The sequence below is a fragment of the Paenibacillus sp. NN59 genome (assembly GCF_057597225.1).
In genome coordinates this window covers 140,901-163,218 of record NZ_CP199678.1, presented here as the reverse complement: position 1 = coordinate 163,218, position 22,318 = coordinate 140,901, and the positions used below count along the sequence as shown (strand labels likewise).

Here is a 22,318-nt window from a genome sequence, read left to right as displayed (position 1 = left end):
TGGTATCAGGCTTCAACAGTGCTTCTACCCTCTTTGTGTGTAAGGTACAGATAAACCATTTTCCCACACTGACTAAATTCGTAAATAACATACCAATGTAATGGTGGAACATCTTCTTACATAGTGATGAAAGCATCATGTATATTTCTAAAACTTTCAAGCGCTTTCATTTTTAGATTGTTAAATACACAAAATAAGGTGAACCATTACATGTGATATCTCCATACATTCTGGAGACTCATTGCAATGATTCACCCTAATTTAAGAAATCAACACTCTCATCATGTACGAAAAACTGACACAATCATTTGATTCATTCATAAAATTTTGCCTATTCTGACCCAGCTCACTCATCCGCTACCTTCGGATCTTTCTTCATCCGCCGATAATCTCCGGGAGTAATCCCAGTAACCCGCTTGAACACACGTCCAAGTGTGATCCCGTTCGCATAACCGACCTTCAAAGCGATATCCTGCAAGGAATAATCGGTATCAAGCAACAACTTCTCTGTTTCTTTCATCCTAAGGTCGGTCACGAAGTCAACAAACTTCATGTTGAATTCGGTCTTAAACAGATAGCTGGCATGCTTTCCGGAAATCTGAAAACGGTCACTCAGATGTTTAAGCGACAGATCGGGATTGGTGAACTGCTCCTCGATATACTTTTTCATTTCATTAACCATCGCTTTGTAGCTCTTCGTTTCCGTAACAGCAACGTATGTCCGGAACAAATCGGTAAGACTATCGAATAACAGCACCTTAACATCATCCAGCGACTCTGCTTCTTCCATCGCTTTCAGCCAATTGTTGATGTTTTCTTCAGACAGTTCTTTCTGTAGCCCTTCCGACATCATAGAGACTTCACGGCTGAGCATTTGGAGCATCGCCTGAATTAGGGAACGGATCTCATCATCTGGCAGTTTATTTCGCTCAAATTCCTTAAAGATATCCTCCAATTGCTCTCTCCACTGTCCGCTCGACATCCTGAACCGTTTGACAAAGTCTGCAATCATCTGTAGATATGTGTAGGTCTCCAGCAATGGATGCTGCATCTCGCTTGCTTCCGCCTCACCCACATCGCCATTCATCAGTAGCTTACGCTGCATCACCGCTTCAGCGGCTGTAAACGATTGATGGATCGCCCCAATTCCTTCAGCAACAGGTCCAATGCCAAAGCTGAGGGAGATTCGGAGGTTCTGCTCTACCCAGGATTTACATTCCTCAGCAACCAATCGGATCTGTTTGGCTAAATCCTGTCCTTGCTGCGTTTCTTCCTTCGAAAAGAAAAGAATAGCAATCCGATCTGCACTGATCCATTCAGTCCAGCATTGGACTTTCGTATCCCGAGACAGCTCCTGTAGTACATTCATCAGGGCAAACTTAAGTGTGTTCTGTTCACCTCTGGTGAACTTCTCCTGAAATCCCTTCTCATAGCGGTTAATATCCCCAACGACCACTATAAAACGGGAAGCCTCATGTGCTCCATCAAATGGAGATACCTCGTACAGTTGCCCAGCAGCATTATCCACGTGCTCACCTTGAAGCAAAGCGCTGAACAGTTTGCTCCGCTGCATAAGCACATTTTCACGGCTCTTTTTATCATAATCCATCATATGATTGATCAGATTTTCAAGTACACCGTCAATCATCTTCATCTCGTCCATACGAGCTCCGGATTGTTCAAATGCCTTGATCTGTTGAGACTCAATCCGATTCATGATGATTTGAATTGGCTTGTAGTTCCGCCGGGTCACATACACGATATAGATAATTGCACAAATTACCGTCAGTATGGCAATGAAAACCCAAACATACGATACAACAGAAACCCAGCCAAACAAATTACCCGCTTTGATGCCGCTAGTAAGCGTCCACCCCAATCGTTGCAAAGGTAGTTCATTTAACTTGGTACCTTCGAGTGCACTCTCCTTATCGGAATGTGCATTATAGATAATTCTGCCCTCTTGGTCGGTTATCGTCAGGAAAGAGAGCTTTCCGTTAACCATCCCGTCCACACTCTGCTTGATGCTACTCATCTTGATATTGATGACCAATACACCTTCTGTGCCAAAAGGCAATGGCATTTCTTTATTGACGGTCAATACTTGCACTGGTGTCTTCTGCACATCGTCCCATTCAATCTCCCGAACAGGCTGCCACCCTTGTCCCATAGTACCTTTTAGAATTTGACTTATCCATTCTTTGTCTCCGAAGCTGTCCACTTCTCTAGAACCACTCACCGTTATCACACGTTGGTGTTGCTTGTCATATAGGTATATGGATTGAATCCAAGAAGATGAGTTCATCATCTCACGTAAGTTTTGTGCAATGGTATATACTGTATCTGAATTGTTTGGATTATTTTCGTTAAAATAAAGCCTGTACGCCGGTTCGTATTGCACTTTCTCTGTCACAGCCAGTTCAATGTCCCGAATTGTATGATCCAGCGTAGTCGCAAGATAACTGGAAGATATCTGGTCAGCCTTCTTAGTTTCTTCTTTGGAAATGTCATTAATGAAGACAAACGCACTAAAAATGAGTATGGTCATCGTAAAGAAAAATATAGGGAAATACGAAAAGAGTAATCGATAATACCACGTGCGCGACAATAGACCCCACTCCTCACTCCACGATGCCAATGTCCTCAGCCGTGGTTCTACTGTTTAGTATCCGTAACAAAACCGTTCCAGATTCATCTATAATAAAACGCTATCATTTCTTAATATTTATAGTTATTATATCACAAGCGACCAAACAGCAAAGCACAGAATTCAATTCGTGGGGTTAACACAAAAATACCGTGCTGAGCAAATGCACTCAGACACGGAACATGAAACGAGATTGGGCTGTGATGTACACATTTATCTCATTTTAAAATTAAATACCAGAATCCTTAAACAGTGTGGCCATAGATCCGCCATCAACAATGATGCGAATAGCTCGTGAAAGCATTGGCGCGACGGGTAATACTTTAAAACAATCTGGGTGATCCTCCGGCAGTGCAATGGAGTCTGTTACCACAACTTCCGTAATCGATGGATGATTTAATTTGCTTACTGCTCCATCCGAGAACAAACCATGAGTTGCGCAAACATAAGCATTCTCTGCACCCCGTTCTTTCAACCCTTCAACAACATTTACAATCGTTGTACCTGTATCGATCAGATCCTCGATAATAATCGGTGTTCTTCCCTCAACATCACCGATAACATGCGTGATAATCGATTCATTATGACTTGGACGTTTCTTGATCATGATGGCAAAAGGTGAATCCAAACGATTCGCCAGCTTCTCCGCCATGGATGCCCGTCCGGCATCAGGAGAAACCACAACCGGATTTTTGATCTCTTTACTGAGCAGGTATTCGCTGATTAAGTCGAGTGATGTCATGTGATCCACCGGAATGTTGAAGAAGCCCTGAATTGCAGCCGCATGCAGATCAATCGTAACCACCCGGCTTGCTCCTGCTGTCGTTAATACATCTGCAACCATCTTGGCCGAGATAGGCTCACGTGGAGCAGACTTCCGCTCTTGCCGAGCATAGCCGTAATACGGAACGATAATATTTACCGTGCGTGCCGAAGCTCGTTTTGCCGCATCAATCATAACAAGCAATTCGACAAACAGTTCATTAATCGGATGAGACAAAGACTGTATCAAAAACACATCACAATTGCGGATCGTTTCTTCGTAATGAACGTATATTTCTCCGCTCTTGAACCGGGACAGTTTAATCTTACCCAGTTGTACTCCCAGCTTGTCGCATACCTGCTCTGCAAGCTTAGGGTTAGATGAACCGGAAAAAATACGTAACGAATGCTGCATAATGCCCTCCCGCGGGTTTATCCCCGATCATAATTCCTTGTATAGTTAAATTGGAGAATCCAACTTGTATAAAAGGTGGTTTTACCCTTATTATACTCCACTGCTGTCTACATTTAAAGGAATGGACGAGCGCTGGCGGCTTTCGAAAACAGCAACTTCCTTACAGCCAAGTTCATGCAAAAGCGCCTCCGCTTCTGGCAAATAATCGCCTAGCTTCATCGGATCATGTGCATCCGATCCCATCGTCAGAGGAATACCCAATCGAATCGCTTCGGTTAGCATTCTTCGGCTTGGGAACATCTCTGCACAAGGTTTGGACAGACCTGAAGCATTCAGCTCCATAGCGCAGCCGCTCTTCGCAATAGCTTGCAAGGCCGCATTCTCCAGTGCAATGCGTTCCTCATTTTGCTCAGGAGATGGTACATAACCAAAACGTTTGATCACATCCGAATGTCCAATGATATCATACAACCCTGTAGCGGCTGCTTTGCTTACAGCATCATAATACTGGCGATATACTTCAAGGACATCCTTGCCTTCCCAGTGGTGGGTCTGCCGAAAATCTGTAATATCCCACTCACCAAGGAAATGCACAGAGCCAATTACATAATCCCATGGATAACGTTCAATGATTGAACGAATCTCCGATTCAAAGCCTTCGATATAATCCCCTTCAAGACCAACACGGACATCAATCTGCCCGCGGTAACGTTCCTTCAAGATGAAACATTCCTCTACATATCGTGGCAATTCATCCATAGGCATGGCCATCTCTGGATAGTATTCAGCCGGATCTACGTGCAGGAGCGGCATATGATCAGACAACCCAATCTGGGACAGACCGATGGCGATCCCGCGTTGCACGTATTCTTCCAACTTGCCAACAGCATGTCCGCAGCGTTCATGGTGGGTGTGATAGTCTATACGCATTCAGCGTTCGCCTCCTAATCGCGGCGCGGCCGTTCGTGACGGCGACTCAATTCGGACATGATGTCATCCAGCGGTAGCTTGCGCTCTTGGAGCAATACGAGCAAGTGATACATCAGGTCACTGACTTCAAGACGAAGTTCGTCATTGTCTTTATTTTTCGCGGCAATAATCGTCTCGGAGGCTTCCTCACCGATTTTTTTCAAGATTTTATCGACACCTTTATCGAAGAGATACGTGGTATACGCACCTTCTGGGCGTTCGCGCTCACGTTCAGCAATGACGGATTCCAGTTCAGCAAGAACATCAAAGCGGCTTTCCGCATTAGATGAAGAGGTTGTGCTGGAGTTTGTAGTGCTTCCCGCTTCTTCTTTGTTGTCTTGTTCCGTTTCACTTGCGGACAACCCGATAATTTCATTATGGAAACAGGTCACTGCACCTGTATGACAAGCCGGCCCCTTCGGCTTCACCTCAACTAACAGCGTGTCGCCGTCACAGTCATATTTTAAAGAAACGATCTTCTGTACATTACCTGAAGTTGCTCCTTTATTCCACAACTCCTGACGTGAACGTGACCAGAACCAAGTTTCCCCTGATTCAAGTGATAATTTGAGGGATTCACGGTTCATATAAGCCATCATTAACACTTCACGGGTATCCACATCCTGCACAATGGCAGGGACCAATCCTTCATCCCAGCGGATATGCTCCACAACCTGCTCCAAGGAGAGTTGCTCCTTGATTTCATCGCTCACTTTAGTCACGGATTTCCACCCCTTGCTCTCGTAATTGTTGTTTTAATGCCGGTACGGCAATTTCTTTATAGTGAAAAATGGTTGCAGCCAGACCTGCGTCCGCTTTGCCTGTTGTGAATACATCATAGAAGTGCGATTCCTTGCCTGCACCGCCTGATGCAATAACAGGAATGCTCACCGATTCCGAAACGGCAGCGGTCAGCTTCAGATCAAAACCGTCCTTTGTGCCATCTGCATCCATACTGGTTAACAGGATTTCTCCTGCACCCAGTTCCTCGGCTTGTTTCACCCACTCCAATGCTTTGATGCCAGATGCTTTCCGGCCGCCGTGGGTGTACACTTCCCACTCGCCCCACGCCTCGTTATACTTGGCATCAATTGCAACCACGATACATTGCGAGCCAAAGCGGCGTGCGCCATCCGCAATAATCTGTGGATTAAGTACTGCCGCTGTATTTACCGCAATTTTGTCCGCACCTGCACGCAAAATACGCTTCATGTCCTCCACTTTGGAGATCCCGCCGCCTACCGTAAATGGAATGGCAATTTCGCCTGCTGTCTGTCTTACGACTTCCTCCATCGTTTCACGGCCCTCCACCGATGCGGAGATATCGAGAAATACGAGCTCGTCCGCGCCTTCGCGGTCGTACAGTGCCGCCAGCTCTACCGGATCACCCGCATCGCGGAGATTGACGAAGTTCACGCCTTTAACGACCCGGCCGTCCTTCACGTCCAGACAGGGAATGATTCTTTTTGCCAGCATACTGTTTCTTCCTCTCTACCCGGTTATCCGTTACTTGTTAACCAAACGCACCGCTTCAGCCAGATCAATACTTCCCGTATACAAGGCTTTACCTACAATGGCTCCGCCAACACCGTCATCTGCATGACGACTCAAACGAAGCAAATCATCCATCACACTGACACCGCCAGAAGCAATAACTGTACGTCCGCTTGCTTTGGCAAGAGACACAATTGCCTCAACATTAGGCCCCTGCATCATACCGTCACGGGAGATGTCCGTAAAGATAAACGTTTCCGCTCCATAAGCAGCGAGCTCCTTCGCCAGTACTTCAGCCTGTACTTCGGAGGTTTCTAGCCAGCCACGAGTGGCAACATATCCGCCCCGCGCATCGATACCGATCGCTACTTTATCCCCGTAACGTCCCAGTACTTCTTCCGTAAACGCACGATCCTCAATCGCCGCTGTCCCGATAATCAATCGGCTAACACCCAGTCCCAATAAACGCTCAACGTCAGTGACTGTACGAAGCCCGCCCCCAACCTGCACAGGTACATTCACTGCGGATGCAATACGTCCAATCAATTCATCGTTAACCGGGTGTCCTGCTTTAGCGCCATCCAGGTCCACCAGATGAACGTATGTACCGCCTTGCTTCTCCCAGTTAAGCGCAACCTGAACCGGGTCATCGTTGTACACCGTTTCTTGATTATAATCTCCCTGCACCAGTCTTACACATTTGCCGTCCCGGATATCGATTGCCGGATATAAGATAAAAGATGACATACAAGTCCTCCTGAGTGTAGATTCGATTGAAATTGATTAAACGTTCATGTAACTTCAAGCTGAATATATTTAAAACTGATTTTGTTTTAGATGAGTATAACAGTACATACAGCTTACTGGAATAACCGCTATACGCGATAAAGGTTAGGCTTATATTGCTGTTAAACTACTGAGCTCGTCAAAGACAGGAAGTTGCCCAGCAATTTCATGCCAAGCTCACCACTCTTCTCGGGATGGAACTGCATGCCGAAGTTCGAGCCTCTACCTACAATCGCTGTAACGGGATGTCCGTAATCCGTAACGGCGAGCAGATCACCCTTGTTCTCCGTAAGTGCATGATAAGAGTGAACGAAATAGACATGGCCTGCAGCCAGACCTGCGAAGAGCGGATTTTCCGGATGTAGAAATTCCAAACGGTTCCATCCCATATGGGGAACCTTCAGCTCACTTGGTGCGAAGCGCACTACTTTGCCCGGTAAAATGTCCAACCCCTCATGCTCGCCATGCTCCTCACTGGAGCTGAATAATAGTTGCATGCCTAGACAAATGCCAAGGAGCGGTTTCGTTCCAGCCGCCGCTTCTTTAACGACCACATCCAGGCCCGTCTCCCGCAAATGCACCATTGCGTCGCCAAAAGCACCTACCCCCGGCAGAATAACGCCATCTGCGGCAAGAATAGCTTCCCGCTCACCCGTGACCAGCGCTTCATAGCCAAGACGTTCGACCGCTTTGCCGACGCTGTGCAGGTTCCCCATACCGTAATCGACAATTGCAATCGCCATCGTCTACAGCACTCCCTTCGTGGAGGGCACGCCGGTTACTCGTGGATCGATCATCGTTGCTTCATCCAGCGCACGTCCGAGAGCTTTGAAGACTGCTTCGATCATGTGGTGTGTGTTCTGACCGTAGTGCACAATGACATGTAGCGTAATCCGCGCTTCGAGCGCCAGTTTCCACAGAAATTCATGCACAAGCTCTGTAGAAAAGCTTCCTACTTGTTGTGACGGGTACTCGGCCCGGTATTCAAAGTGCGGACGGTTACTCACATCAATGATAACTTGCGCGAGTGCTTCATCCATCGGTACAAACACGCTCGCATAACGCTTAATACCACGTTTGTCGCCGAGCGCCTGGTACAGCGTCTGTCCCAGACAAATGCCGATGTCTTCAACCGTGTGGTGATCATCAATATCAATATCTCCACGAGCCTGTACGTTAAGATCAAATTGTCCATGCTTTGTGAACAGATCGAGCATATGGTTCAGAAACGGTACATCCGTTTCAATATTTGATTGCCCTGTGCCATCTACGTTGAATGACAGCTGGATATTGGTTTCGTTCGTTTTGCGGTCAACCTCTGCTTGGCGAACTGCACCATTATTTTGAAGCTCGACACCCTGTTCTGTACTCTTATTCTGATTATCCATTGTCCGATTCCGCCTTTCCTTCCTGTTCTAAACGTACAGCGATTGCACGAGCGTGTCCTTCAAGCCCCTCATGACGGGCTAATTCGATAATAGCCGCTCCGTTCTGTAGCAATGCCTCTTTACTATAATAAATCAGACTCGATTTTTTGATGAAATCATCCACATCTACCGGTGAGCTAAACCGGGCAGTTCCATTGGTCGGAATAATATGATTCGGTCCGGCAAAATAATCGCCAACCGGTTCGGAGCTATACGGCCCGAGGAAGATCGCACCGGCATTCTCGATCCGGCCAGCGTAAGCCATCGGCTCTTGCACCATGATCTCCAGATGCTCCGGTGCAAGCCGGTTCACGACATCGATTCCCTCATCGATGGAATCGACCACAATAATCGCGCCATGCTGCTCCACGGAAGCAGAAGCGATATCGCGCCGCGGCAGCACATCCAGCTGCCGCTGCACCTCGGCCTGCACCGCATCCGCCAGCGAGGCCGAATTCGTGACGAGAATGGCCGATGCCATCTCGTCGTGCTCCGCCTGCGACAACAAGTCCGCGGCGACATACACCGGGTTCGCCGTATCATCGGCGAGCACCACAATCTCGCTTGGCCCGGCGATACTGTCGATATCGACTGCCCCGTACACCTCGCGCTTCGCGAGCGCCACGTAGATATTACCCGGTCCACAGATCTTGTCGACCGGGGCAATGCTCTCCGTGCCGTAAGCGAGGGCGGCGATCGCTTGCGCGCCGCCAACCCGGTACATCTCGTTCACGCCCGCTTCCGCGGCAGCCACGAGAATGTACGGGTTAATGCCTTCACCGCCGTTCGTCGCCGGCGGTGTGACAAGCACAATCTCCGGCACGCCTGCGACCTGTGCCGGAATGACATTCATCAGCACCGACGATGGATACGCTGCTTTCCCTCCAGGGACATACACGCCGACTCGCTTCAGCGGCCGAATAACCTGGCCGAGCAGACTGCCATCCGGCTGCCAGTCCATCCACGAATTGCGTTTCTGCTTCTCATGAAACGCACGAATGTTAACGGCGGCTTGGCGAATCGCCGTTACAAAAGATGGCTCAACGGCTGCATACGCTGCCTGGAGCTCCTCCTGCGGCACGCGCAACTGCGCAGCCGTCAGCGTCGTGCGGTCCAACTGCTCCGTGTAACGCAGCAGGGCCGCATCACCTTCCCGGCGAATATCTGCGACAATTCGCCGTACCGATTCATTTTGCTCCGGTGTACCATACTCCACTTCCCGCTTCAGATCAAATTCCCGTGCCGGTACAATTTTCATGCGTACAACCTCCTTACATATCAATTGACTCACTTATCTATCCATTATCCCTGCTCACTAATCTATTCGCTATCGTTCTTTACTGATCTGTTCGCTATCTTCTCGCACTTCCCGCAGTAACCTCATTCCCACTTGGGATGACCGATTGAAGTGCATCACACAGCGCCTGAATACGTGCGTTTTTCATCCGGTAGCTCACCCGATTCGCGATCAAACGGCTAGTAATATTCAGAATTTCCGTCATTTCCACAAGTCCGTTCTCACGTAACGTCTGCCCGGTCTCCACTAGATCGACAATCCGATCAGCCAGTCCGATTAGAGGCGCAAGCTCAATTGATCCGTTCAGCTTAATAACCTCAACCTGTTGTCCTTGCTCACGGAAGTACTGGGAAGCGATTCGTGGATATTTGGTTGCAACTCGCTGCTGGATACCTGCCTTCCAGTCCGGTAGCCCGATAACCGACATACGGCACTGGGCAATGCCTAGATTCAGCAGTTCATACACATCACGGTCCTCTTCAAGCAACACGTCTTTCCCGACAATGCCAATATCGGCAACACCGTACTCCACGTACGTTGGCACATCCACAGGTTTAGCCATAATGAATTCCATACCCGCTTCTGGTACCTCGATCACCAGTTTGCGCGTATCGTCCACGTCCTCTGGAATGTCTAGCCCTGCCTCACGGAACAATTTGGAGGCCTTTTTATAGATGCGGCCTTTAGGCATGGCCACCTTCAGAATATCCGACATCTTAGTTCCCTCCCTTTTTCGATCCATAGATGATGACCTGCTCCACCTGATCCGCAGTCGTTTCGCTTGTTACAGATGTCGTCTCTGCCTTTTCATTAGCAAGAAGAGATGTAACTACATTGTGACCTAGACTTCGTAATCTCGCTGCTTCGGTCAATGCCTCAGCACGCCGATCTGGGCTATATTCAATACGTACCGTTTTCGTCTCTTCAATCGTAATGCCATGAACACCATCGATAATCCGGTTTGTTTTCAACGCAAATCCTGTAGCCGGAAGAGCGCGCCCAAACTGCTGCAACAGATTGTCATATCGTCCGCCGCTACACACAGGTGATCCCAGCTCTGCCGCATAACCTTCAAATGTCATGCCTGTGTAATAGGAGAAATCCCCGATCATCGTCAGATCAATCAGCACATGCTCAGAGACACCATAGGCCTCCAATACTTCAAACACTGCACACAGATGTGCAATAGATTGTGCCGCTTCAGCACTTGAGCTAAGTTCGCTCGCATGTGTGCATATTTCTTTCCCGCCACGCAGACGTAAAATCGCTTCAAGTTGCTGTTTTTGTTTGGGTTCCAGTTGCAAAGCTTCAATGGACTGACGGTAGCCCACATAATCACGACCTAATAGCCCTTCCTTCAACTGTTCCTGCTCAGCCGTCTGACCCGGAATCACTTCTTCCAGCAGTCCATTCAGAAAACCCATATGACCCATTGCTATTTTAAAAGAAGATACACCCGCTGCCTGCAATGAGGCAATCGCTAATGCAACTACTTCAGCATCCGCCTCAGGAGAATCGTCTCCTACAAGTTCAACACCTGTTTGGAAAAATTCAGCCTCCCGTCCAGCTTCCTCTTCAATAGAACGAAATACATTCGCATGATAGGACAGACGTAGCGGCAAAGCCTCATCTTTGAGCATCGATGATACTACACGCGCAATCGGAGCTGTCAGATCAGAACGTAGAACCAGTGTCGTTCCCCGGCTGTTCAGCAATTTAAACAATTTGCGATCCGAAGTAGAGCTAGCCACCCCTACTGTGTCGTAATATTCAATCGTTGGTGTTATGATCTGACGATAACCCCAACGCTCCATGCAATCCAGTACATTTCGTTCAATTTTACGCAGCTTGGACACCACATGTGGTGTATAGTCACGGAAGCCAGTTGGTTTTTCAAAGCCTTTTGGTTTGGACATGGAAATGATTCACCCCGAGTCATGAATTTGGATTGTTATATAAGGTTGCACTATAATATCTTCACATCTGCTAAAATACGATAACTAAATTTAGATTTTCATCTCTATCGTCTCTAACGCTCTATCTCAAAAGGATTTATGTATGACAAATCCCCGTTCTATGTTAGTTACCCTAATTTTGAGTAAAGCCGCATGTTCTTTGGCTTAACGAACGCTTCACCTTTACAAGAATAACCCGTTTACTCTATAGATTAATTGTCACCTTCACCCGGTTCGCTTTCACATGGTAAAGTGCTAACAAACTAAAGGATATGGGATATGATAACATGGAAGCTGCGGAATCGTCAACAATCTTAAGCTATGACTGCTCTTGGTGACTATCCGATCTAAACCCACTTGTCCTGTTGTCCGTGTCTTACGGCCCCTAACCATTTGCTTCAATTCAAGTTTTGTATACGAAAAAAGCTGCCCTCAGCAGCTCTTCCCTCCATGCATTCGTTCACTTGCAAACAATGATCCTCGCGCTTAATGTAGCTTTCGCTGAGAAGGTTCCTCCGTCTTGAACACCATTTCTTCCGCCGATCCTGACGGACGTGACAAATCACGCAAGGGATTGCCTCCAACAAAAGCTCCTGGAGCAACATCCTTATGAACTACCGCTCCGGCAGCAACTACCGCTCCGTCTCCAATCGTTACCCCTGGCAAAATGGTTGTATTCGCCCCGATCAGCACATTGTCTCCGATAATGACATCGCCAAGTCTGTACTCTTTAATGAGATACTCGTGAGCCAGAATCGTGGTATTGTAACCAATCACTGAATTTTCACCAATCGTTATTTTTTCCGGAAAAAATACATCCACCATTACCATCAGGCCAAAAGCTGTATGCTCCCCCACCTTCATACCAAGCATGCGTCGATAAATCCAGTTCTTGAGAGGCAAAACAGGACAGTACCGTGACAACTGAATCCAGATAAAATTACGAACGCCCTTCCACGGGCTCACTGTCTTGTAGATATGCCAAAGTGCATTTTGACTTTCTACCGGATAGCGGGTTACTTTTCTCATGAACGACCCGTTCCCGTAAGAACCATATCCAGTAGATCCCTCATATCATGCAAAATGTAATCTGGCTTATACCCGCTCAGCACCTGCTCCCCTTTAAGCGACCAGGCCACACCAGCGGAGAGAGCACCTGCATTTTGCGCCGATTGAATATCGACAGGACTGTCCCCGATCATCAGTGTGTGAGCTGGGTTCGATCCCAGTTCCTCCATCGCTTTTTGCACCGGTTCTGCATGAGGTTTGGGATGAGTTACATCCTGCACAGTCACAATGGACTTCATATATTTAAGCAAATCAAAGCGCTCCAGCACCTTTAATGTAGAAGGACGAATTTTAGTCGTCACCACACCCATCGTAATCCCTGCCTGATTCAAAGCCTCAACAACCTCGATCACATGGGGGAAGGGTCTGACCATCGCCTCATGGTGAATATCATTATAAGCACGATAACCTTTGACGTACTCCGATACCTCTTCCTGACCTGAAAAGGTTCGCATTTGTTGCTCCAATGTGCCTCCCATATGCGGAATAATCTGCTCTCTTGTCCACGGGGCAGCATGATCCCAACCTCCCATAACATGCAGGAATGAGTTGATAATCAGCTCATTGGTATCAATAATCGTTCCATCCAGATCGAACAGTACCGTATTAATCACGTTGCATTACTCCTTTTTATCTTCAACTTGCTTCGGATCATCTTGAGCCTGATTTGGTGCTGTTGTTACCTTGCCCTCTTCAACAGCTACTGTTTCTGAATGTCCAATATCATCTGCAGCCACTTTCGACGAGACAATCGGATCACTATAATGTGCACTTGCTTTACCTGTCACTCTTCTCACGACAATAAACACAACAGCGGCAACAATAATGCCAATCGCAAGCAGTTGTGAAATTCGTACATTACCGTACGCTGGATCTAAATAACCTTGTTCGAAGCCGAGTGCAGTCATTGGAGACCATAATCCGTTCACCAAAGAAGCGATCCACTCTGGAGCCTGAAAACCCAGACTGTCCGTACGCACAGCTTCAATAAAGAATCGTCCGATGGAATACCAGATGAAATAGGACATAAACATCTCGCCTGCACGCATGAACTTCTGACGACGAAGCACCAGCAACAGGATCAGCCCTGCAAAACTCCATACGGATTCATACAAAAAGGCCGGATGATGAAATACACCTTCCACGTTCATTTGATTCACAATAAAGTCTGGCAAGTGCAGCTTGTCTCTTAAAAATGATTCTTCTACAGGACCGCCATACGCCTCCTGATTTACAAAGTTACCCCAGCGTCCAATCATCTGTCCAACGATCAGTCCAGGTGCACAGATGTCGGCCATACGCCAGAAGTTATATCCTTTACGACGGAAGAAAATGACTGCACATATAATGGCACCAATCAGTGCGCCATAGATCGCAATACCGCCATTCCAGATTTTAAAAACGTCCCATAGGTTGTCCTTATAATCTTCCCACTTAAAAGCCACATAGTAGATTCGGGCTCCAATAATTGCAGAAGGCACACCTAGCAAAACCATATCCATGAACACTTCTTGCGGAATATTAAATCGTTTGCCCTCCCGAATAACAAGCAGCAACCCTAACAGCGCCGCAGTACCCAAGATAAGCCCATACCAGTGAACCTTTAAAGCGCCAATAGAGAACGCAATCGGGTTCAACAGTAATAATGTATCCATTCATTCACACTCCTATCAATCAATTCACATCGGTAAGCATGACTGTCTGGAGCCTGCTATCCACCTTCCGGTTTGAAGGTGTGCAGACCCCAGTTGTCATGCCTCATGAAAACTTTAATCTTTATTTTATAGCTTGATGCTTAATATTGCCCCTACCCTGCTATTCAGTTGATCGGGGTAACTTTCCTTAGCCCACCTTAGTCCATATCTTCCATATCTTCTGAAATCGTTGCAGTCAGCTTGTTCGTGAACTGGAGTGCAGCATTAAGCCCCATCTGTTTTAAGCGATAGTTCATGCCCGCCACCTCAATAATTACAGCCAAGTTTCGTCCAGGACGAACCGGAATAGTAACCAAGGGTACATCGGTATCAATAATACGCGTTGTTTCTTCATCTAATCCCAGACGGTCATACTGTTTATCCTGCTGCCATGCTTCAAGACGTACAACCAATGTAATCCGTTTATTATTACGTACAGCCCCGGCGCCAAACAAAGTCATGACGTTGATAATACCGACACCCCGGATTTCAAGCAGGTGACGGATCAGCTCCGGTGCGGTACCGTGAAGTTGAAAGTCGGAGGTTTGGCGAATTTCAACGGCATCATCGGCAATTAGACGGTGACCGCGTTTAACAAGTTCAAGCGCAGTTTCACTTTTACCAATACCGCTACTGCCTGTGATCAACATACCTACACCATACACATCACACAATACACCGTGAATGGTGGCTGTCGGCGCCAACTTACCTTCCAGAAAACCAGTAATGCGGCTGGATAGAATCGTTGTCGCCATATTGCTACGAAGCACAGCCAGATTCTGTTCTTCACTGATATCGATCAGTTCCTGAGGAACTTCGAGTCCACGTGTAACCACAATACAAGGTGTTTCCTCTGTGCATAGACGCTGCATACGTTCACGGCGCTCATGTTCAGGCAACATTGCAAAAAAGGCCAGCTCTGTTCTTCCCAGGAGTTGCACCCGCTCTTTTGGATGATATTCAAAGTAACCGGCCATCTCCAGGCCAGGACGGTTAAGATCATCTACCGTGATAAACCTTTTCAAACCCTGTGACCCCGACACCACTTCCATCTGAAACTGCTGTACCAATTCGGATACTTTCACTTTTTTCGCCATTTGTCTCTTCCTTTCAGCATTCGCTGTGCCTCTATGTACCCATTCGTGTATCGTTTCTTTCCATTATTAGCGTATTCACAACAACATTCATAACCAGGTCACTTCGCCTGTAAAATATCGCTCTAATAATACTCCAACATGCAACATTTTGAAGACAGACCTTCAAATAATCTTAAATGAATTTGGGATCGATTGCAATCGCAGACTCCTTGCTCTATCTGCACTATATTTCCACCCGAACGTATTCATCATCTCTTGCATTTTTGAAAAAAGCCCCTTCCAGCGAAAACGGAAGGGGCTCGATTTACATTATATAATTACGTTACATCCAGATTCCATCGTTACCGAGGAACCTTCAGTAGAATTAGTCTTGAAGAAGTACGTTAACTTCGGATTCCTTGTCAAAGATATGAACTTTGTTCATGTCAATGGCCATTTTAACTGTGGAACCATCACGAGTGTTAGAACGTCCGTCTACACGTGCAATTGTAGTGTCGTTACCTACACCGCTCAAGTAAAGGAGCATTTCGTGACCCAGGTTCTCTGTTACATCTACGTGAGTAGAGAATACAGAGTTCGGGGAAGCTTCCAGGAATACTGGCTCTTCGTGAATGTCTTCTGGACGAACACCCAGAATAACTTCTTTACCAACATATCCTCTGGATTTCAGCACTTGTGCTTTACCTTGCGGGATTTCAACATCCACACCAGGAGCTACGAAGTGAAGACTCGCACCTTGCTCAGCCAGTTTACCCGAGATGAAGTTCATTGTCGGGGAACCGATGAAACCAGCTACGAACAGGTTCGCCGGGTGGTTGTACAGCTCTTCAGGAGAAGCTGCTTGTTGGATGATACCATCCTTCATAACTACGATCCGGTCACCCATCGTCATTGCTTCGATCTGGTCATGCGTTACGTAGATAACGGTTGTTTCCAAACGTTTAGCAAGCTTAGTGATTTCCGCACGCATTTGTCCACGAAGTTTCGCATCCAAGTTGGAGAGAGGCTCATCCATCAAGAAGACTTGTGGATCACGGACAATCGCACGTCCCAAAGCGACACGTTGACGTTGACCACCGGACAATGCTTTAGGCTTACGCTCAAGCAAGTGCTCGATGTCGAGGATTTTAGCTGCTTCACGTACACGTTTGTCGATCTCATCTTTTTTAACCTTACGCAATTTCAAACCAAATGCCATGTTTTGATATACGCTCATATGCGGATACAAGGCGTAAGATTGGAATACCATCGCGATATCGCGGTCTTTAGGTGCAACATCATTAACGACACGGTCACCGATATAGAGTTTACCTTCAGAAATTTCCTCAAGGCCTGCGATCATACGCAGTGTTGTTGATTTACCACAACCGGACGGACCTACCAGTACCAGAAACTCTTTATCTTTAATGTCCAGGTTAATGTCAACTACAGTTGCTTTATCAGAACCCGGGTATTTTTTGAAAATATGCTCTAAACGTACTCCTGCCATGATTGTTGCCTCCTCAGAGATCATTTTGTAATCGAATACAATTTGTAGTTTTATAATACCCTATCGGTTGGTTATCTGACTATTCGCAAACTGCACAAAAATATTAAGCCTTTTTCGTCACTTTGTACATTAGAAGTAAAAGTTGCACAACGATCGCACTTTTAAAGTGTCTTACATCATAACCAATCTCTTGTTTAATCTTATCCAGACGGTACACCAGCGTATTACGATGGATAAACAAACGCTTTGCTGTCTCGCTCACGTTACAGTCTAAACTGAAGAAGGTCTCCAATGTAGCCAACGTCTCGCTGTCGTTAAAGAGCGTCGTATCCTTTCCCGTTTCCCGGATAAAACGCATTCGCTGTTGCTCAGAAATACTAGCCACCAATTGCTCTAGTTGCAGATTCCAAGGAAGGTGGATATGCTGTGTAACGTGGAAAGAGCGACCAAGCTCCATGCTTTCCTGAAGAAGGAATGTCACCTGAAGCAACGCCTCTTTGGGAATACACGGTAGCGAAGCTGACAAGTGGAAAACGCCGGCGAACTCACTGGCCACAAGCTCATACAGTCCCATACAAAAAGCGTTGAGTGACTCTTTTCTCGCCTCTGCTGTATCTTCATCGGCCTCACCGGTAACAATCTCTTCGTCTCCCATGAAGAGCCATTCTTGCTCACCCAACGGGATTAGTGTGATGTCTTCACCAAAATAACTTTCGAGCAACTTATTCAAAACTATAGAGTCAACACGCTGAGAATCCGGAGTCTCACCCTGCAACAGAAAAAGAACTTTCTCCTCCTGAAATCCTGCAATAGAAGCAAACGAATCAGGCAGTGGATCGAAACTGCCCGCATCGTACTCTTTAATCTGATCCTTAAGCCATATTCCCAGCGAAAATAATTGTTTATCGGTATCATTCTTGAATAGCGATGAATTATCGCCTTGACTCGTAATAAACTTATTAAGAATCAGTAATTCAATTAGACGGCGAGTCTCCATTGTAATAGATGCCGCATCACATCCCCAGCACAGAACGGTTTTTACCTGCTCATTTATGCCAACTTTGAAAAAGACGCGCTCACCATGGTGTAAACTCAGAACATCAGAAGATATTGAAGAACTTTCTAATGAACCACGCTCACCTTTACTCGCTCTATTTAGAATATGCTGCGGTTTATTTTCATCCAAGCCAATTAAATGATCAATGGATTGTATCCACTCATGCATCGTAATTTCATATTCATCCAATGTGGTGCCTATAATAACTTCAATTTGCTGTTTTAAATCAGGTATGAGCTTCATCTAATGAACTTCACCACTCTGCTTTATTTTTATCATCATTTTATCATATCTTGATGTTTACTGCTCTGTATCCACAATTCTTGAATATATCAGTGTAAACAAAAAGAGTGATCGATCATTATTATGATCGATCACTCTTTATTTAAAGATGAGTCATGAAGGATTCGAACCTTCGACACCCTGATTAAAAGTCAGGTGCTCTACCAACTGAGCTAATGACTCATAAAACTGGTGGAGGATGATGGATTCGAACCACCGAACCCGTACGGGAGCAGATTTACAGTCTGATGCGTTTGGCCACTTCGCTAATCCTCCAAGGATAAAAGGTGGCTCGGGACGGAATCGAACCGCCGACACGAGGATTTTCAGTCCTCTGCTCTACCGACTGAGCTACCGAGCCGTATTTAATTTTAGATTAATGGCGGAACCGACGGGATTCGAACCCGCGATCTCCTGCGTGACAGGCAGGCATGTTAGGCCAACTACACCACGGTTCCAGGCATTAATGGTGCCGGCGAGAGGACTTGAACCCCCAACCTACTGATTACAAGTCAGTTGCTCTACCAGTTGAGCTACACCGGCGTATATGGTGGAGGCTGAGGGGATCGAACCCCCGACCCTCTGCTTGTAAGGCAGATGCTCTCCCAGCTGAGCTAAGCCTCCTGGGTAATATGGTAGCGGCGGAGGGGATCGAACCCCCGACCTTACGGGTATGAACCGTACGCTCTAGCCAGCTGAGCTACACCGCCATATTATAAATGTTTCGATTGCTTGTCCATCCTTAGGTAAAGATGGCGGAGAGAGAGGGATTCGAACCCTCGCACCGATTACTCAGCCTAACCCCTTAGCAGAGGGTCCCCTTATAGCCACTTGGGTATCTCTCCAAAGACAATCTCAACGTTGTACAAGGATTGCTCCTTGAAAACTAGATTCGAAACGAAACGCACGCGATTTACAACTTGCTATTGGATAAGCCCTCGACCGATTAGTACTGGTCAGCTCCATGCATTACTGCACTTCCACCCCCAGCCTATCTACCTCGTCGTCTTCAAGGGGTCTTACATACTGGGAAATCTCATCTTGAGGGGGGCTTCACGCTTAGATGCTTTCAGCGCTTATCCCGTCCGTACATAGCTACCCAGCGGTGCTCCTGGCGGAACAACTGGTACACCAGCGGTACGTCCATCCCGGTCCTCTCGTACTAAGGACAGCTCCTCTCAAATTTCCTACGCCCACGACAGATAGGGACCGAACTGTCTCACGACGTTCTGAACCCAGCTCGCGTACCGCTTTAATGGGCGAACAGCCCAACCCTTGGGACCTACTTCAGCCCCAGGATGCGATGAGCCGACATCGAGGTGCCAAACCTCCCCGTCGATGTGGACTCTTGGGGGAGATAAGCCTGTTATCCCCAGGGTAGCTTTTATCCGTTGAGCGATGGCCCTTCCATGCGGTACCACCGGATCACTAAGCCCGACTTTCGTCCCTGCTCGACTTGTAGGTCTCGCAGTCAAGCTCCCTTATGCCTTTGCACTCTTCGAATGATTTCCAACCATTCTGAGGGAACCTTTGGGCGCCTCCGTTACTCTTTAGGAGGCGACCGCCCCAGTCAAACTGCCCACCTGACACTGTCCCCGCACCGGTTTACGGTACCAGGTTAGAACCTAGATACGATCAGGGTGGTATCCCAACGGTGCCTCCACGCAAGCTGGCGCTCACGCTTCAAAGGCTCCCACCTATCCTGTACAGATCGTACCCAAATTCAATATCAAGCTGCAGTAAAGCTCCATGGGGTCTTTCCGTCTTGTCGCGGGTAACCTGCATCTTCACAGGTATTAAAATTTCACCGGATCTCTCGTTGAGACAGCGCCCAAGTCGTTACGCCATTCGTGCGGGTCAGAATTTACCTGACAAGGAATTTCGCTACCTTAGGACCGTTATAGTTACGGCCGCCGTTTACTGGGGCTTCGGTTCACAGCTTCGGGATTACTCCCTAACCACTCCCCTTAACCTTCCAGCACCGGGCAGGCGTCAGCCCGTATACTTCGCCTTACGGCTTCGCACAGACCTGTGTTTTTGCTAAACAGTCGCTTGGGCCTTTTCACTGCGGCCCCCTCGTGCTATTCACACTACCGGGGCACCCCTTCTCCCGAAGTTACGGGGTCATTTTGCCGAGTTCCTTAACGAGAGTTCTTCCGCGCGCCTTAGAATTCTCTTCTCGCCTACCTGTGTCGGTTTGCGGTACGGGCACCTTCATCTGGCTAGAGGCTTTTCTTGGCAGTGTGAGATCATGACCTTCGCTACTGTAATTTTCACTCCCCATCACAGCTCAGCCTTACGGTTAGCGGATTTGCCTACTAACCAGCCTTACTGCTTGGACAGGCATCCATCAGCCTGCGTCACTACCCTACTGCGTCCCCCCATCGCTCGTAACGATTTACGGTGGTACAGGAATTTCGACCTGTTGTCCTTCGACTACGCCTTTCGGCCTCGCCTTAGGTCCCGACTTACCCTGAGCGGACGAGCCTTCCTCAGGAACCCTTAGGCTTTCGGCGGATCAGATTCTCACTGATCTTTTCGTTACTCATACCGGCATTCTCACTTGTATAATGTCCAGCGCTCCTTACGGTACACCTTCAACCCTTATACAACGCTCCCCTACCCCTGATGCAAAGCATCAAGCCATAGCTTCGGTGGTGTGTTTAGCCCCGTTACATTTTCGGCGCAGAGTCACTCGACCAGTGAGCTATTACGCACTCTTTCAATGGTGGCTGCTTCTAAGCCAACATCCTGGTTGTCTGTGCAACTCCACATCCTTTCCCACTTAACACACACTTGGGGACCTTAGCTGATGGTCTGGGCTGTTTCCCTTTTGACAATGGATCTTAGCACTCACTGTCTGACTCCCGGAAGTAAGTCTATGGCATTCGGAGTTTGACTGAGCTTGGTAACCCTTGCGGGCCCCGCACCCAATCAGTGCTCTACCTCCACGACTCTGTTTTCCGAGGCTAGCCCTAAAGCTATTTCGGGGAGAACCAGCTATCTCCGAGTTCGATTGGAATTTCTCCGCTACCCCCACCTCATCCCCGCATTTTTCAACATGCGTGGGTTCGGGCCTCCAGTGCGTGTTACCGCACCTTCACCCTGGACAGGGGTAGATCACCCGGTTTCGGGTCTACGTCCACGTACTCATTCGCCCTATTCAGACTCGCTTTCGCTGCGGCTCCGGCTCTTCACCTTAACCTTGCACGGGAACGTAACTCGCCGGTTCATTCTACAAAAGGCACGCCATCACCCCTAAAACGGGCTCTGACTTTTTGTAAGCACACGGTTTCAGGTTCTATTTCACTCCCCTTCCGGGGTGCTTTTCACCTTTCCCTCACGGTACTGCTTCACTATCGGTCGCTAGGAAGTATTTAGCCTTGGCAGATGGTCCTGCCGGATTCATACGGGGTTTCACGTGCCCCGCACTACTCGGGATCCGTCTCGGAGGGAACAGACTTTCAATTACAGGGCTTTTACCTTCTTTGGCGGGCCTTTCCAGACCTCTTCGCTTAACCGGTTCCTTTGTAACTCCATGTGAGACGTCCCACAACCCCAAAGAGCAAGCTCCTTGGTTTGGGCTTCTCCGCGTTCGCTCGCCGCTACTGACGGAATCACTATTGTTTTCTCTTCCTCAGGGTACTTAGATGTTTCAGTTCCCCTGGTATGCCTCTACATAACCTATGTATTCAGTTATGAGTAACTGGATATTACCCCAGCTGGGTTTCCCCATTCGGACATCCCCGGATCAAAGCTTGCTTACAGCTCCCCGAGGCAGTTTCGTTGTTCGCCACGTCCTTCATCGGCTCCTAGCGCCTAGGCATCCTCCGTGTGCTCTTAGTAGCTTAACCATTGCGCTCGTGTTCGAGCTGTCAC

Annotated in this window: 17 protein-coding genes, 8 tRNA genes and 1 rRNA gene; all 26 read right to left on the bottom strand. The window is 47.7% G+C overall.

Annotation, left to right across the window (positions count from 1 at the left end; all coding sequences use genetic code 11):
- Positions 1-346: 346 nt before the first annotated feature.
- Positions 347-2,608: a helix-turn-helix domain-containing protein gene (locus ACT89M_RS00800; RefSeq protein ID WP_487344965.1), complete on the bottom strand. Its 2,262-nt coding sequence runs from the start codon at positions 2,606-2,608 to the stop codon at positions 347-349.
- Between the two features lie 268 nt (positions 2,609-2,876).
- Positions 2,877-3,824 carry a ribose-phosphate diphosphokinase gene (locus tag ACT89M_RS00795; protein ID WP_090924777.1) on the bottom strand — a complete coding sequence of 316 codons (948 nt, stop codon included), beginning with the start codon at positions 3,822-3,824 and terminating at the stop codon, positions 2,877-2,879.
- Positions 3,825-3,914: 90 nt separating this feature from the next.
- Entirely contained in the window at positions 3,915-4,754 is an 840-nt protein-coding gene (gene hisJ / locus ACT89M_RS00790; protein ID WP_308723445.1) for a histidinol-phosphatase HisJ, read from the bottom strand.
- Positions 4,755-4,768: 14 nt separating this feature from the next.
- Positions 4,769-5,506 (bottom strand): bifunctional phosphoribosyl-AMP cyclohydrolase/phosphoribosyl-ATP diphosphatase HisIE, encoded by a 738-nt coding sequence (gene hisIE, locus ACT89M_RS00785; RefSeq protein WP_154891593.1) that lies wholly within the window; start codon positions 5,504-5,506, stop codon positions 4,769-4,771.
- Position 5,507: 1 nt separating this feature from the next.
- The gene (gene hisF, locus ACT89M_RS00780; protein ID WP_090924775.1) at positions 5,508-6,269 is read right to left on the bottom strand and encodes an imidazole glycerol phosphate synthase subunit HisF; all 762 of its coding nucleotides are present in this window, start codon (positions 6,267-6,269) and stop codon (positions 5,508-5,510) included.
- Positions 6,270-6,299: 30 nt separating this feature from the next.
- Complete coding sequence (gene hisA, locus ACT89M_RS00775; RefSeq protein WP_154891573.1) at positions 6,300-7,034, bottom strand: 1-(5-phosphoribosyl)-5-[(5-phosphoribosylamino)methylideneamino]imidazole-4-carboxamide isomerase; 735 nt, start codon at positions 7,032-7,034, stop codon at positions 6,300-6,302.
- Positions 7,035-7,195: 161 nt separating this feature from the next.
- Positions 7,196-7,816, bottom strand: a complete 621-nt coding sequence (gene hisH, locus ACT89M_RS00770; protein ID WP_154891574.1) for an imidazole glycerol phosphate synthase subunit HisH — start codon at positions 7,814-7,816, stop codon at positions 7,196-7,198.
- A gap of 3 nt (positions 7,817-7,819) precedes the next feature.
- Positions 7,820-8,461, bottom strand: a complete 642-nt coding sequence (gene hisB, locus ACT89M_RS00765; RefSeq protein WP_154891575.1) for an imidazoleglycerol-phosphate dehydratase HisB — start codon at positions 8,459-8,461, stop codon at positions 7,820-7,822.
- Positions 8,454-9,758 carry a histidinol dehydrogenase gene (gene hisD, locus ACT89M_RS00760; protein ID WP_308723450.1) on the bottom strand — a complete coding sequence of 435 codons (1,305 nt, stop codon included), beginning with the start codon at positions 9,756-9,758 and terminating at the stop codon, positions 8,454-8,456. The genes hisB and hisD overlap by 8 nt, the downstream gene beginning before the upstream one ends.
- Positions 9,759-9,852: 94 nt before the next feature.
- The gene (gene hisG / locus ACT89M_RS00755; protein WP_090924770.1) at positions 9,853-10,512 is read right to left on the bottom strand and encodes an ATP phosphoribosyltransferase; all 660 of its coding nucleotides are present in this window, start codon (positions 10,510-10,512) and stop codon (positions 9,853-9,855) included.
- A 1-nt stretch (position 10,513) separates the two neighbouring features.
- Positions 10,514-11,713 (bottom strand): ATP phosphoribosyltransferase regulatory subunit, encoded by a 1,200-nt coding sequence (locus ACT89M_RS00750; RefSeq protein WP_154891577.1) that lies wholly within the window; start codon positions 11,711-11,713, stop codon positions 10,514-10,516.
- Positions 11,714-12,238: 525 nt separating this feature from the next.
- Positions 12,239-12,781: an acyltransferase gene (locus ACT89M_RS00745; RefSeq protein ID WP_154891578.1), complete on the bottom strand. Its 543-nt coding sequence runs from the start codon at positions 12,779-12,781 to the stop codon at positions 12,239-12,241.
- A complete protein-coding gene (gene ppaX, locus ACT89M_RS00740; protein WP_154891579.1) occupies positions 12,778-13,434 on the bottom strand; it encodes a pyrophosphatase PpaX in 657 nt (218 codons plus the stop codon). The genes ACT89M_RS00745 and ppaX overlap by 4 nt, the downstream gene beginning before the upstream one ends.
- A 6-nt stretch (positions 13,435-13,440) precedes the next feature.
- Positions 13,441-14,475, bottom strand: a complete 1,035-nt coding sequence (gene lgt / locus ACT89M_RS00735) for a prolipoprotein diacylglyceryl transferase (RefSeq protein WP_154891580.1) — start codon at positions 14,473-14,475, stop codon at positions 13,441-13,443.
- Positions 14,476-14,672: 197 nt separating this feature from the next.
- Complete coding sequence (gene hprK / locus ACT89M_RS00730) at positions 14,673-15,611, bottom strand: HPr(Ser) kinase/phosphatase (RefSeq protein WP_090924765.1); 939 nt, start codon at positions 15,609-15,611, stop codon at positions 14,673-14,675.
- Between the two features lie 364 nt (positions 15,612-15,975).
- On the bottom strand, positions 15,976-17,100 hold the full coding sequence (locus ACT89M_RS00725; RefSeq protein ID WP_090924764.1) for an ABC transporter ATP-binding protein: 1,125 nt from the start codon (positions 17,098-17,100) through the stop codon (positions 15,976-15,978).
- Positions 17,101-17,203: 103 nt separating this feature from the next.
- Complete coding sequence (locus tag ACT89M_RS00720) at positions 17,204-18,400, bottom strand: PucR family transcriptional regulator (RefSeq protein WP_154891581.1); 1,197 nt, start codon at positions 18,398-18,400, stop codon at positions 17,204-17,206.
- A gap of 149 nt (positions 18,401-18,549) precedes the next feature.
- Positions 18,550-18,622: transfer RNA gene (locus ACT89M_RS00715), tRNA-Lys, on the bottom strand.
- Between the two features lie 7 nt (positions 18,623-18,629).
- A tRNA-Tyr gene (locus ACT89M_RS00710) sits at positions 18,630-18,715 on the bottom strand.
- Between the two features lie 12 nt (positions 18,716-18,727).
- Positions 18,728-18,800: transfer RNA gene (locus tag ACT89M_RS00705), tRNA-Phe, on the bottom strand.
- Positions 18,801-18,819: 19 nt separating this feature from the next.
- A tRNA-Asp gene (locus ACT89M_RS00700) sits at positions 18,820-18,897 on the bottom strand.
- Between the two features lie 9 nt (positions 18,898-18,906).
- Positions 18,907-18,982: transfer RNA gene (locus ACT89M_RS00695), tRNA-Thr, on the bottom strand.
- Between the two features lie 5 nt (positions 18,983-18,987).
- Positions 18,988-19,063, bottom strand: a tRNA-Val gene (locus ACT89M_RS00690).
- Between the two features lie 9 nt (positions 19,064-19,072).
- Positions 19,073-19,149, bottom strand: a tRNA-Met gene (locus tag ACT89M_RS00685).
- Positions 19,150-19,192: 43 nt separating this feature from the next.
- A tRNA-Ser gene (locus tag ACT89M_RS00680) sits at positions 19,193-19,284 on the bottom strand.
- A gap of 81 nt (positions 19,285-19,365) precedes the next feature.
- Positions 19,366-22,293, bottom strand: a 23S ribosomal RNA gene (locus ACT89M_RS00675).
- Between the last annotated feature and the right edge of the window lie 25 nt (positions 22,294-22,318).

Excerpts from the sequence above, each read along its gene's own strand:
- hisJ (WP_308723445.1), bottom strand. The coding sequence starts at position 4,754 with ATGCGTATAGACTATCACACCCACCATGAACGCTGCGGACATGCTGTT.
- ACT89M_RS00745 (WP_154891578.1), bottom strand. The coding sequence starts at position 12,781 with ATGAGAAAAGTAACCCGCTATCCGGTAGAAAGTCAAAATGCACTTTGG.
- hisA (WP_154891573.1), bottom strand. The coding sequence starts at position 7,034 with ATGTCATCTTTTATCTTATATCCGGCAATCGATATCCGGGACGGCAAA.
- hisH (WP_154891574.1), bottom strand. The coding sequence starts at position 7,816 with ATGGCGATTGCAATTGTCGATTACGGTATGGGGAACCTGCACAGCGTC.
- ACT89M_RS00720 (WP_154891581.1), bottom strand. The coding sequence starts at position 18,400 with ATGAAGCTCATACCTGATTTAAAACAGCAAATTGAAGTTATTATAGGC.
- ACT89M_RS00795 (WP_090924777.1), bottom strand. The coding sequence starts at position 3,824 with ATGCAGCATTCGTTACGTATTTTTTCCGGTTCATCTAACCCTAAGCTT.
- lgt (WP_154891580.1), bottom strand. The coding sequence starts at position 14,475 with ATGGATACATTATTACTGTTGAACCCGATTGCGTTCTCTATTGGCGCT.
- hisB (WP_154891575.1), bottom strand. The coding sequence starts at position 8,461 with ATGGATAATCAGAATAAGAGTACAGAACAGGGTGTCGAGCTTCAAAAT.
- hisG (WP_090924770.1), bottom strand. The coding sequence starts at position 10,512 with ATGTCGGATATTCTGAAGGTGGCCATGCCTAAAGGCCGCATCTATAAA.
- hisD (WP_308723450.1), bottom strand. The coding sequence starts at position 9,758 with ATGAAAATTGTACCGGCACGGGAATTTGATCTGAAGCGGGAAGTGGAG.
- hisF (WP_090924775.1), bottom strand. The coding sequence starts at position 6,269 with ATGCTGGCAAAAAGAATCATTCCCTGTCTGGACGTGAAGGACGGCCGG.
- ACT89M_RS00750 (WP_154891577.1), bottom strand. The coding sequence starts at position 11,713 with ATGTCCAAACCAAAAGGCTTTGAAAAACCAACTGGCTTCCGTGACTAT.
- hprK (WP_090924765.1), bottom strand. The coding sequence starts at position 15,611 with ATGGCGAAAAAAGTGAAAGTATCCGAATTGGTACAGCAGTTTCAGATG.
- ACT89M_RS00725 (WP_090924764.1), bottom strand. The coding sequence starts at position 17,100 with ATGGCAGGAGTACGTTTAGAGCATATTTTCAAAAAATACCCGGGTTCT.